This window comes from Serinicoccus profundi (assembly GCF_008001015.1).
GTDB classification, from domain to species: domain Bacteria; phylum Actinomycetota; class Actinomycetes; order Actinomycetales; family Dermatophilaceae; genus Ornithinicoccus; species Ornithinicoccus profundi.
Genome location: NZ_CP042862.1, coordinates 2,331,995 through 2,344,094, shown reverse-complemented (window position 1 = coordinate 2,344,094; position 12,100 = coordinate 2,331,995). Strand labels below are relative to the sequence as shown.

Below are 12,100 nucleotides of genomic sequence, written 5' to 3'. Positions count from 1 at the left end.
AGCCTGACCCGGTGAGCGAGATCGAGATCGGACGCGGAAAACGGGGCCGCCGGGCCTACTCCTTCGACGACGTCGCCGTCGTCCCCTCCCGGCGGACGAGGGACCCCGAGGACGTCTCGATCAGCTGGCAGATCGACGCCTACCACTTCGAGCTGCCGATCCTCGCCGCGCCGATGGACTCGGTGGTCTCCCCGGAGACGGCCATCGCCCTCGGGCGCCTCGGCGGCCTGGGGGTGCTCGACCTCGAGGGCCTGTGGACGCGCTACGACGACCCCTCCGACGCGCTGGCCGAGATCGCCGGCCTCGACGGTGAGCGGGCCACCGCCCGGATGCGCGAGCTGTATGCCGCGCCCGTGCGCCCCGAGCTCATCACCGCGAGGCTCGGTGAGATCCGGGAGGCCGGGGTCACGGTGGCCGGGTCCCTCTCGCCGCAGCGCACCCAGCAGTTCTGGAAGGCCGTCGTCGACGCAGGGGTCGACCTCTTCGTCATCCGCGGCACGACGGTCTCCGCCGAGCACGTCTCCAGCCAGGCCGAGCCGCTCAACCTCAAGCGGTTCATCTACGAGCTGGACGTCCCGGTCATCGTCGGCGGCGCCGGCACCTACACCGCGGCGCTGCACCTCATGCGCACCGGCGCGGCCGGGGTGCTCGTCGGCTTCGGCGGAGGCTCGACCCACCGCACGCGGACCGCTCTGGGGATCCACACGCCCTCCGCGACGGCCATCGCCGACGTGGCCGCGGCCCGGCGGGACTATCTCGACGAGTCCGGCGGGCGCTACGTCCACGTCATCTCCGACGGCGGCACGAGCGTGTCCGGGGAGATCGTCAAGGCGGTGGCCTGCGGCGCCGACGCCGTCATGCTGGGTGCCGCCCTCGCCCGCGCCGAGGAGGCGCCAGGCGCCGGCTACCACTGGGGGAGCGAGGCGCACCACGCCGAGCTGCCCCGGGGCGAGAAGGTGCACGTGGGCACGGTGGGGACCCTGGAGGAGGTGCTCGTCGGCCCGGCCCGCACCGCGGACGGCACGACCAACATGATGGGCGCCCTGCGCCGGGCCATGGCGACGACCGGCTATACCGAGCTCAAGGAGTTCCAGCGCGTGGATGTGGTGGTGGCGCCCTATGGCGAGCGGTGACGGCGTGCAGGACCCGCAGAACCGCCCCGGCGGGTTGCCCGAGGTGAGCGTCAGCAAGGACCCGGTCCACGTCCAGCGGCGGCGCCTGGTGGCCGGAAGCCTGCTCGGTGTCCTCCTGCTCGGCGGGTGGGGCATCAGCCAGGGGTTCGGTGGCGGCGAGACCTCGGGCGGCGGCTCGGACACCGCGGCGCGGCCGACCGAGGCGGTGGCCCCCCAGCAGGACGACGGCGAGCAGGGGCAGGGTTCCTCTGACGACGGTGCCGACGACGGTGGCGCCGAGGACGGTGGCGCCGAGGCTTCCGGTGGTGACGGTGCGGACGGCGGGGGCGCGGCACAGGAGATCTGGCAGCGCGAGCCGGCCCCTGCCGAGCACCCCAGCGACACGACCGCCCTGGAGCAGGTGGACTACCTCACCGGCGGGCTGACCCCCAAGTCGGTCATGGCCTCCGGCCACGGGCTGATGATCGCCAACAACATGATGTACTCCCACACCTCCACCGTCTTCGACAGCACCACCCGCGAGCAGGTCGAGGTGCTCGACGACAGCGTCGACCTGGCGGCCTTCGGGATCGAGGGGCACCCCGGGGTGTCCCAGGGATCGCCCGTGGAGGCGGCGTGGACCGCCGACGGGCGCTACGCCTATGTCTCCCAGTACACGATGTTCGGCGAGAACTTCGGTGTCGAGGGCTTCGACGCCTGCACGACCGAGAGCGGGGTCGGCCCCTCCTTCGTCTACCGCTTCGACGCGCAGGAGATGGCCTGGGACCAGGTGTTCGAGGTCGGCGCCGTCCCGAAGTACCTCGCGCTGAGCCCCGACCAGAAGACGCTGCTCGTCAGCAACTGGTGCGACGCGACCCTCTCCGTGGTCGACACCGAGCAGGGGGTCGAGACCGGGACCGTCGAGCTGGCCGCCGCCCCGCGCGGGCTGGTGATCATGCCGGACAACCGCACGGTCTACGCCGTCGCGATGTATGCCGACCAGCTCTACAAGGTCGATCTCGAGGAGGGCACCGCCGAGGTCGTCATGGACACCCCGCCGCGGCCGCGCCACCTCAACCTCGCCGACGAGGGGCGCACGCTCTACCTCACCACCAGCGGTGGCAACGCCGTCCTCAAGATCGACACCGCCACCGACGAGGTCGTCGACGAGGCGAGCCCGGGGGTCGAGCCACGCAGCGTCGCCCTGAGCCCGGACGAGTCCGCGCTCTACGTCGTCAACTACAACGAGGCCACCGTCGCCAAGGTGCGCACCTCCGACATGGAGGTCATCGACACCGTCCCGGTGGACGCCAACCCGATCGGGATCGACTACGACCCGGTGACGCATACCGTCTGGGTCGCCTGCTACGGCGGGTCGATCTACGTCTTCGACGACCAGGGCAGCCTGCTCTGACACCCAGGTCGACCACCTACCCTGGTGGGGTGATCCGCACCGCCCTCAAGCCCGCCTGGCTGGCGCTTCTCGCGCTGCTCGTGGTGGTCGTCGTGGCGTTCTACCAACTGGGGATGTGGCAGCTGGGGGTGAGCTCCAACGCCGCGTCCCGGGAGTTCGCCGCCGAGCAGGCGACCCGGCCGACGGTGCCCCTGGCGGAGGCGATCACGCCCCAGTCGACCTTCCCCGACGACGGCGCCGGACGCTCTGTGCTCGTGACGGGCACGTACGTCCCCGAGCTGCAGTTCCTCGTCCCGCAGCGGCTGCTGGAGGGTGAGCCGGGCTACTGGGTGGTGACACCCGTCCGCACCGTCGGCTCCAGCCCCGAGGCGCTGCTGCCCGTGGTCCGCGGCTTCGTGCCGGCGCCCGCCGACGCCGGTCGGCCCGACCCCGACGTGCCGGTGGAGCTCACCGGCACGCTGGCCCCGGGGGAGGCGCCCGGACCCACGGGGCTGCCCGAGGGCCAGCGGGGCTCCATCGACACCGCCGAGCTCGTCAACGACTGGGACTCCCCGATCTACGACGCCTTCCTCTTCCTCGTGCAGGAGTCCCCGACCCTCACCACCTCTGAGGTCCGAGCGGTGCCGCCGCCGGTCTTCGGGGAGACCGGCGTCGTCTGGCGCAACGTCGGGTATGCCCTGCAGTGGTTCATCTTCGCCGCGTTCGCGGTCTACATGTACGTCCGCTTCCTGCGTGACGCGGCGCAGGAGCCGGCCCCGGCGCCCGCCACCGACCTGCCCACCCTCTCCCCGCCCGTGAAGGAGCCCCGTCCATGACCCCCCGCGCCAAGCTGCTGTTCTTCCGCGTGATGGCCTTCGTCGTCGGTGTCGGCCTGCTGCTACTCGTGCTGCACATGGTGCTGCGCTACGGCTTCGACAACCACGCCCTCGCCTGGTGGCCCTCGCCGCACGGCTGGGTCTACATGGTCTACCTCGTCGCCACCGCCCTGCTCGGCTTCGAGCTGCGCTGGAGCCTGGGCCGGATGGTCGGGGTGATGCTGGCCGGCTGCGTGCCCTTCCTGTCCTTCTGGGTGGAGCACCGAGTGGCCCGGCAGGCGACCGCCCAGATCCGGGAGCAGGACCTCGACGCCGGTAGGGTTGCCGCGTGATCCCGACCTCCCAGGCCGCCACCGGCGGCGACACCGTGCTGGTCGTCGACTTCGGTGCGCAGTACGCCCAGCTCATCGCCCGCCGCGTCCGCGAGGCGGACGTCTACAGCGAGATCGTCCCGCACACCATGCCGGCCGCGGAGATGCTCGCCAAGCAACCGGCCGCGATCATCCTCTCCGGCGGCCCGGCCTCGGTGTATGCCGAGGGCGCCCCCGCCCTGGAGGAGGCCGTGGTCACGGCCGGGGTGCCGGTCCTCGGCATCTGCTACGGCTTCCAGGCCATGGCCCGGGCCCTCGGGGGCACCGTGGAGCGGACCGGTGGCCGCGAGTACGGCCAGACCGACGCCACGGTCGCGGGACCTCCCACGACGCTCTTCGCCGACCAGCCCGACCAGCAGGTCGTCTGGATGTCGCACGGTGACGCGGTCACCGCCGCCCCCGAGGGCTGCGTGGTGACGGCGCGGACGCCCGGTGCGCCCGTCGCCGCCTTCGAGGACGACGAGCGGCGCCTCTACGGCGTCCAGTGGCACCCGGAGGTGCTGCACTCGGCCTTCGGTCAGCAGGTGCTCGTCAACTTCCTCACCCGCGGTGCCGGCATCACGCCCGCCTGGACGAGCAGCAACGTGGCGCAGGACCTCATCGCCCAGGTGCGCGAGCAGGTGGGCGAGGACCGCGTCATCTGCGGCCTCTCCGGCGGGGTGGACTCCTCGGTCGCCGCAGCCCTCGTGCAGCAGGCCGTCGGCGACCAGCTGACCTGCGTCTTCGTCGACCACGGCCTCCTCCGGGAGGGTGAGGCGGAGCAGGTGGAGGACGACTTCGTCGCCGCGACCGGGGTGGACCTCGTCGTGGTGGACGCCAAGGAGCGCTTCCTCTCCGCGCTGGCCGGTGTCACCGACCCGGAGACCAAGCGCAAGATCATCGGCCGGGAGTTCATCCGCGTCTTCGAGCAGGCCGCCCGCGACATCGTCCGGGCCCATCAGTCCGAGGCCGGTGACGGTGGCGGGCAGGAGGCGGACCACCCCGTCCGCTGGCTCGTGCAGGGCACCCTCTACCCCGACGTCGTGGAGTCTGGCGGGGGCACCGGCGCGGCCAACATCAAGAGCCACCACAACGTCGGCGGCCTGCCGGAGGACCTCGAGTTCGCCCTCGTGGAGCCGCTGCGCACGCTCTTCAAGGATGAGGTGCGCCAGGTCGGCCTGGAGCTGGGCGTACCCGAGGGCATCGTCTGGCGGCAGCCGTTCCCCGGCCCCGGACTCGGCATCCGCATCATCGGGGAGGTCACGGCCGACCGGCTGGAGATCCTGCGCCGCGCGGACGCCATCGCCCGGGAGGAGCTCACCGCGGCCGGGCTGGACCGCGACATCTGGCAGTGCCCGGTGGTGCTGCTGGCCGACGTGAGGTCGGTGGGGGTCCAGGGCGACGGGCGGACCTACGGACACCCCGTGGTGCTGCGACCGGTGTCCTCCGAGGACGCCATGACGGCCGACTGGACCCGCCTGCCCTACGACGTCCTCGCCCGCATCTCCTCCCGCATCACGAACGAGGTGGAGGAGGTCAACCGGGTGACCCTCGACGTGACGAGCAAGCCGCCGGGGACGATCGAATGGGAGTGAGGACCACCCTCGCCCTGGCCGCAGGCAAGGGCGCCCGCGTGGTGTCCCGTCTGCGCGGCGGCGGGTCCGCGCTGCCCGGGCTCGTGACCGAGCGCCTCGACCCGGCCGTGCTGCGGCATACCCTCGGTGCGCTGCCGCGCGGGGTCGTCGTCGTGAGCGGCACCAACGGCAAGACGACCACGACCAAGATGCTCGTGGCGCTGCTACGGGCCCACGGCCTGCGCGTCTTCACCAACCCCACGGGCTCCAACTTCACCCGTGGGGTCATCTCCTCGCTGCTGGGCGAGGTGGGGCTCCGTGGTCGGCTCGACGCCGACCTGGCGGTGGTGGAGCTGGACGAGGCGCACGCGCTGCACTTCAGCGCGCAGGTGCCGCCCACCCATGCGCTGCTGCTCAACGTCGCCCGCGACCAGCTCGACCGGTTCGCCGAGATCGACCACACCGCCCGCCTGCTCACGACCCTGGCCGAGCAGACGACCGACGGCGTGGTGCTCAACGCCGACGACTCCTTCATCTCCCGGATCCGCGGCCACGTCGGCGAGGGCGTGCAGGTGCGGTGGTTCGGCGTCGACCCGAGCATCGCCGACCGGCTCCCGGAGCTCCAGGAGGCGGACGTGCGGTTCACCGACCCCGACGAGCGCCGCGACCCGGACGCCTCCGACGCCCTGCTGCTGCCCGAGGAGGACGGCCGGTCCTTCACCGTGCGCTTCCCGGACCCCGCGCTGCCCGACGTCGGACCCGTGACGCTGCGCCAGCGGGGGCTCGCGGCGATGATCAACGCCACCGCCGCGACGGCGACCGCACGCCACCTGCTCGGGGCCGACTTCGACGCGGCCACCGCGGCCACGGCGCTGGCGGCGGTGTCACCGCCGTTCGGCCGGGGCGAGGTCATTGACGCCGGCGGCTCGCCGCTCGAGCTCGTGCTCGTCAAGAACCCGGCGGGCTTCACCGTCGCCCTGGGCACCTACGGCGCGGAGCCGGTCGCGACCATGGTGGCCATCAACGACAACTACGCCGACGGGCGGGACGTCTCCTGGCTGTATGACGTGTCCTTCGACTCCCTGCGTGAGCGCGGGGTGGCGCTCACCTCGGGTGTGCGGGGCTGGGACATGGCGCTGCGGCTGCGCTACGACGGGGTGGAGGTCGGCGGGGTGGAGACCGACCTCGACACCGCGCTGGACACCTTCCTGGCTCAGCACGCCGGCAGCCCGATGCGGATCTTCTGCACCTACACCGCGATGATGCACCTGCGGCGCAACCTGGCCGAGCGCTACGGTCTGGCCCGCATCGGAGAGGAGCCGACGGCATGAGCCACGGGGGAGCAGAGGGCGTCGCGGTCGCGCTTCCGGAGGACGTCGCGTCGCTCGCGGAGGTGCCCGCCGACAAGGGCGAGGTGCACGTCGTGCACCTCTACCCGCGTGAGATGAGCATCTACGGCGACCTGGGCAACACCCGCTGCCTCGCGGCCCGGCTGCGCTGGCACGGCTACACCCCGGTGGTTCACGACCACCACCCCGGGGCGCCGTGGCCTGCACGCGCCGACATCATCCTCGGCGGGGGAGGGCAGGACAGCGGCCAGGTCCGGGTGACCGAGGACCTCGCCCAGCACGCCGACCGGCTGCGCGAGCTCGCCGCAGACGGGCTCCCCATGCTCATGATCTGCGGGATGTACCAGCTCTTCGGCGAGGCCTTCATCACCGTCGAGGGTCAGCGGCTGCCCGGCCTGGGCATCCTGGACGTCACGACGCGCGGCAACGCCACCCGGATGATCGGTCCGGTCGTGCTGGACACCGACTTCGGCTCCGTCGTGGGCTATGAGAACCACTCCGGATCCACCGTGCTCGGCGAGGGGCAGCAGCCCTTCGGGACGGTCCGGCACGGGCAGGGCAACAACGGCTCCGACGGGCACGAGGGTGCCCGCACCGGCAACGTCGTCGGGTCCTACCTCCACGGCCCGATCCTGCCGGCCAACCCGGCCCTCGCCGACGGCCTGCTCGAGGTCGCCGCGCGCCGGGCGACGGGGGAGTGGGCGCCGGGCGAGATCGACGACGACGTCGCGACGCGGGCCCACCGGGCTCAGGTGCGCAGGCTGCTCGGTTCCTGAGCCGCCGACCGGCCGGGCCGCGACGGGCCGAACCACCACGCGGCCGCGGCGGCCAGCCCGAACGGCACGACCACGACGTGGGCGTAGATCGCGTAGAGCAGCGCGGTCGCCGAGGCCGCCCCGGGCTCGCCGCCCAGGAGCACCAGGAGTCCCGCCGTGCCGACCTCGGTGACCCCGAGACCCCCCGGGGTCACCGCGATCACGGTGAGGAACTGCCGGAAGGTGTAGGCGCAGACCAGCTCGGCGAGGGGGACGTCCAGTCCGACGACGCGGGCGGCATACCAGTAGAGCCCGAAGAGCAGGACGAACTGACCGGCCATGCCGACGGTCATCATCAGCCCGCCGGTGCGCACGATCCCGGCCACCCGGCGCCGCTGGTCGGTGAGCAGCAGGTCGACCCGACGGCGGGGTCCACCGAGCACCCCGGTCCGTGACAGCACGGGCCGGACCAGCGCGGTCAGCGCGTCCCCCACCCGGTCGGAGAGCACGACGAGGCTGGTGAGGGCCACCAGGGTGGTCCCCAGGACGACCGCGACCCAGCCGCCCCGCACCACGACGTCGGGGGCGTCGATGGGGCCGGCCACGAGGACGAGGCACCCCACGACGGGCAGGGCCACCCGGGCCAGGACGTTCCACAGCCCGGTGACGAGCACGCTGGAGGAGATCGCGCGCTTGGCGAACCCCCAGGAGCGGAGCATGAGGACCAGGAGGCCGACCCCGACGGCGCCGCCCAGGGGCAGGAGGTTGGCGGCGGTCGCCGACACGGCGTTGACCTTGAGCGCCTGCACGTGCCCGAGGCCGGGCAGCGACCCGATGAGCACCCAGGTGTAGCTGAAGAGCCCGGCGAGGAGCAGGCCTCCCATGATGAGGGCTGTCCCCGGGCGGACCCGCCCGAGCTGGGTGCCGATCTGCGCCCAGGAGGTGTCGAGGAAGTGGGGCAGGCCGAAGGCGATGAGCAGGGCGGCCACGGTGGTCCCGACGGCGGACCCCGCCGCGTCCCGCCACGTGAGGCGGCGCAGCGTCGGCTCGTGGTCGGTCTCGCTCACGCGCGCTCCCGGAGCCCGCCCCGGCCGCTCGCCGGGCGGGCGGCGTCGGCGCGGCCGGCGCCGGCCCGCGCCCCCCGGTCGGAGAGGAGCCACCACAGCCCGGCGACGGGCAGGACGAGGGGGATGAAGAGGTAGCCCTGCCCGAAGTGGCTCCAGACGGTGGCGTCCGGGAACATCTCCGGGGCGAGGTAGCTCCACGTGCCGACGACCAGCACCCCGGCGAGCTCGACCGACAGCGCGACCAGGCTCACCCACCATGCCCGTCGGCCCCGCATCGAGAGGGAGACCAGGGCCACGACATACACGACGGCCGCGACCGCGGAGAGGGTGTAGGCCAGCGGCGCCTCCTCGAAGCGGGTGGAGATCTGCGCCGCGGAGCGCGACACCGTCCCGATGACGAAGACGAGGTAGAGCGCGAGGATGACCCGGCCCGGTCCGTGGCGCCGGTCCCCGGCATCGGCCGTGGGGCGCCTCACGACAGGGTCCCGAGGCCGTACCAGATCTGGGCGGTGCGGGCGCCCATCACCGCCACCGTGAAGGCCGCGACCGCGAGCACGAAGGTGCTCCAGCGGGTGGGCTCCTGCTGCGCCCAGACCAGCGCGAGGGCGGGCAGCAGCAGGATGGTCACGAGGTAGGCCCACAGCTCCCAGCCCGGCCCGACCGGTGAGGCACCGCCGATCTGGCGCCCGAGATAGCTGCCGCAGTAGGCCACGACACCGGCCTGCAGGAGCAGGGTGAGCCCGATCGTCACCCGCCCGGGCGCCCGGCCGTTGAGGCCCGCGACCAGGGCCACGACGGCGATGACCATCCCGCCGACCAGCAGCACGAGCGTTGGCAGGTCGAGGTATGCGGAGGAGTCAGTCGTCATGAGGGGCGCCGGTCACGGGGAGACGGAGGGTCACGCTCCCAGGGTAGGGGGCGGGGGTGTGGACGACCTGGGTGGGCACGTCGGTCCTGCTGCCTAGGATGGGCCTCGATGAGCGGCTTGTTCGACCACCTTCCCTTCGACGAACCCGTGCCCTCGATGAGCGCCGACGCAGCCAGCGGGCATGCGGACGCCCGTCCCGGCGGCGGGTCCGTCGACGACCGCGGGGTGCCCGCCTGGGCGGTCTCCGGTGACGCGCCACCGGCGGGTCGGGCGGCGCGGCGGGAGCACTCCGGGCCCTCCGGGGCGGAGCTGCTCGCCGGCCTCAACGAGCCGCAGGCGCAGGCCGTGCGCCACGAGGGCAGCCCGCTGCTCATCGTGGCGGGCGCGGGGTCGGGTAAGACGCGGGTGCTCACCCACCGGATCGCCTACCTCCTGGCCGAGCGCCACGTGCACCCCGGGCAGATCCTCGCGATCACCTTCACCAACAAGGCCGCCGCCGAGATGCGCGAGCGGGTCGAGGCGCTGGTCGGCCCCCGGGCCAAGGCCATGTGGGTCTCGACCTTCCACTCCGCCTGCGTGCGGATCCTGCGCCGGGAGGCGCAGACCGCGGGGCTGAAGAGCTCCTTCTCCATCTACGACGCCGCCGACAGCCAGCGGCTCATGGGGCTGGTCATCCGCGACCTCGACCTGGACCCCAAGCGCTACCCGGCGCGCGCCTTCCTCGCCAAGGTCTCCTCGGCCAAGAACGAGCTCATCGACGAGGAGGCCTTCGCGGCGACCGTCGGCAGCAACAGCTACGAGGCCAAGGTCTCCGAGGCCTACACGATGTACCAACGGCGTCTGCGGGCTGCCAACGCCCTCGACTTCGACGACATCATCTCCACCACGGTGCACCTGCTCCGCGCCTTCCCGGCGGTGCGCGAGCACTACCGGCGCCGGTTCCGGCACGTCATGGTGGACGAGTACCAGGACACCAACCACGCGCAGTACGCCCTGGTGCGTGAGCTCGTGGGATACGAGGGCGACATCGTCGACGGCGGCACGCGGGCGCTGCCACCGGCCGAATTGTGCGTCGTCGGCGACGCCGACCAGTCCATCTACGCCTTCCGCGGGGCCACGATCCGCAACATCGTCGAGTTCGAGGAGGACTACCCGCAGGCGCGGACCATCCTGCTCGAGCAGAACTACCGCTCCACCGCGACGATCCTGTCGGCGGCCAACGCCGTCATCGCCCGCAACCCGCAGCGGCGGGACAAGCGGCTGTGGACCGATGCGGGCCAGGGGCAGAGGATCATCGGCTACGTCGCCGACAGCGAGCACGACGAGGCCTCCTTCGTCGCCCGCCGGATCGACGAGCTCGCCGACGAGCGCGGGGTCCGGCCCGGTGACGTCGCGGTGTTCTACCGCACCAACGCGCAGTCCCGCGCCCTGGAGGAGGTGCTCGTCCGCACCGGGCTGCCCTACAAGGTCGTCGGCGGCACCCGCTTCTACGAGCGCCGGGAGATCAAGGACGCCCTGGCCTACCTCCGGGTCATCGCCAACCCGGCCGACGACGTCAACCTGCGCCGCATCCTCAACACCCCCAAGCGGGGCATCGGCGACCGCGCCGTCGCGGCCGTGACCTCGCTCGCCGAGCGCGAGCGGATCCCCTTCGTGGCGGCCCTCGGCCGGTCGGGGGACGCCCCCGGCATCGCCTCGCGGTCGGTCGCCGCCATCACCGGCTTCACCACGCTGCTCGAGGAGCTGGGCGACCTCGCCGCGGCCGACGACACCGGCATCGGCGACCTCATCGAGGCCATCCTCGACCGGACGGGCTACCTCGCCGAGCTGCGTGCCAGCCACGACCCGCAGGACGAGACCCGGGTCGAGAACCTCACCGAGCTGGTCACCGTCGCCCGGGAGTTCGACGACAACTACCCCGAGGGCGGGCTCGTCGACTTCCTCGAGCAGGTCTCGCTCGTCGCCGACGCCGACCAGATCCCCGAGGGTGCCGCCGACGGGTCCGACGCCCCCGACCAGGGGGTCGTAACCCTCATGACGCTGCATACCGCCAAGGGGTTGGAGTTCCCCGTCGTCTTCCTCACCGGACTCGAGGACGGCACCTTCCCGCACCAGCGCAGCCTCGATGACCCGGCCGAGCTCGAGGAGGAGCGCCGCCTCGCCTACGTCGGGATCACCCGGGCCCGCGAGCAGCTGCACCTCTCGCGGGCCGGGAGCCGGGCGGCCTTCGGCGCCCCGCAGTGGTTCCCGGCCTCCCGCTTCCTCGACGAGATCCCCGAGGACCTGGTGACGTGGGAGCGCACCGACGCCGACCGGATGAGCATGACCGGACGCCGCTCCGCGGCCGAGGGTATGGGGCTGAGCTGGTCCGGCGGGTATGCCGGATCTCGCGACGGCGAGGCCGGTGGAGGTCGCGGCTGGGGCGGCGGTCGGCCCGCGGCGGTGCGCCTGGACCCCAAGGGCAGCGCCCCCAAGCGCGACCGCACCCCTGAGCAGGAGGCCGAGCTGGCCGGGCTGGCGGCCGGCGACAAGGTCAGCCACGACACCTTCGGGATGGGCACCGTCGTCCTCGTGGAGGGCACCGGCAAGCACACGATGGCCCACGTCGACTTCGGCGAGGCCGGCCTCAAGCGGCTCCTGCTCCGGGTCGCGCCCCTCGTCCGGCTCTGAGCGCCAGGCGGCAGCCGATGTCGCCGGCCAACCTGAGCACGCCGAGTCCGCTGCTGGGCAACCTGGGCAAGCCGAGTCCGCACGGGACACCATGGCCATGGTGCATCGTGCCGGCTCAGCTTGCTC

General features: G+C 72.8%; 11 protein-coding genes. 8 read left to right on the top strand and 3 right to left on the bottom strand.

Translation table 11 applies throughout. The annotated features are described in order from the left end of the window. Positions 1-11 precede the first annotated feature (11 nt). The 7 genes from FA582_RS10820 to FA582_RS10790 are packed head-to-tail and all read left to right on the top strand — an operon-like array spanning position 12 to position 7,390. Positions 12-1,133 carry a GuaB3 family IMP dehydrogenase-related protein gene (locus tag FA582_RS10820; protein ID WP_010147897.1) on the top strand — a complete coding sequence of 374 codons (1,122 nt, stop codon included), beginning with the start codon at positions 12-14 and terminating at the stop codon, positions 1,131-1,133. After that, positions 1,120-2,526 carry a YncE family protein gene (locus tag FA582_RS10815; RefSeq protein WP_010147896.1) on the top strand — a complete coding sequence of 469 codons (1,407 nt, stop codon included), beginning with the start codon at positions 1,120-1,122 and terminating at the stop codon, positions 2,524-2,526. The genes FA582_RS10820 and FA582_RS10815 overlap by 14 nt, the downstream gene beginning before the upstream one ends. A 29-nt stretch (positions 2,527-2,555) precedes the next feature. Further along, positions 2,556-3,341 (top strand): SURF1 family protein, encoded by a 786-nt coding sequence (locus FA582_RS10810; protein WP_010147895.1) that lies wholly within the window; start codon positions 2,556-2,558, stop codon positions 3,339-3,341. Next, positions 3,338-3,673 (top strand): DUF3817 domain-containing protein, encoded by a 336-nt coding sequence (locus tag FA582_RS10805; RefSeq protein ID WP_010147893.1) that lies wholly within the window; start codon positions 3,338-3,340, stop codon positions 3,671-3,673. Before FA582_RS10810 ends, FA582_RS10805 begins: the two co-directional genes overlap by 4 nt. Beyond that, positions 3,670-5,286 (top strand): glutamine-hydrolyzing GMP synthase, encoded by a 1,617-nt coding sequence (gene guaA / locus FA582_RS10800; protein ID WP_238705436.1) that lies wholly within the window; start codon positions 3,670-3,672, stop codon positions 5,284-5,286. The genes FA582_RS10805 and guaA overlap by 4 nt, the downstream gene beginning before the upstream one ends. Next, complete coding sequence (locus FA582_RS10795) at positions 5,277-6,596, top strand: Mur ligase family protein (RefSeq protein WP_033229025.1); 1,320 nt, start codon at positions 5,277-5,279, stop codon at positions 6,594-6,596. The genes guaA and FA582_RS10795 overlap by 10 nt, the downstream gene beginning before the upstream one ends. Further along, entirely contained in the window at positions 6,593-7,390 is a 798-nt protein-coding gene (locus FA582_RS10790) for a type 1 glutamine amidotransferase (protein WP_010147888.1), read from the top strand. Before FA582_RS10795 ends, FA582_RS10790 begins: the two co-directional genes overlap by 4 nt. Here the strand turns inward: FA582_RS10790 and FA582_RS10785 are convergent. The 3 genes from FA582_RS10785 to FA582_RS10775 are packed head-to-tail and all read right to left on the bottom strand — an operon-like array spanning position 7,363 to position 9,304. Further along, on the bottom strand, positions 7,363-8,436 hold the full coding sequence (locus tag FA582_RS10785) for a lysylphosphatidylglycerol synthase transmembrane domain-containing protein (RefSeq protein ID WP_010147887.1): 1,074 nt from the start codon (positions 8,434-8,436) through the stop codon (positions 7,363-7,365). The two genes, FA582_RS10790 and FA582_RS10785, sit on opposite strands and share 28 nt — an antisense overlap. Next, a complete protein-coding gene (locus FA582_RS10780; RefSeq protein WP_010147886.1) occupies positions 8,433-8,912 on the bottom strand; it encodes a hypothetical protein in 480 nt (159 codons plus the stop codon). The genes FA582_RS10785 and FA582_RS10780 overlap by 4 nt, the downstream gene beginning before the upstream one ends. After that, on the bottom strand, positions 8,909-9,304 hold the full coding sequence (locus FA582_RS10775; protein ID WP_010147885.1) for a hypothetical protein: 396 nt from the start codon (positions 9,302-9,304) through the stop codon (positions 8,909-8,911). The genes FA582_RS10780 and FA582_RS10775 overlap by 4 nt, the downstream gene beginning before the upstream one ends. Positions 9,305-9,412: 108 nt before the next feature. On the opposite strand from FA582_RS10775, the gene pcrA reads away from it, so the two are divergent. Then, positions 9,413-11,974, top strand: a complete 2,562-nt coding sequence (pcrA, locus tag FA582_RS10770) for a DNA helicase PcrA (protein WP_010147884.1) — start codon at positions 9,413-9,415, stop codon at positions 11,972-11,974. The last annotated feature ends 126 nt before the right edge of the window (positions 11,975-12,100 follow it).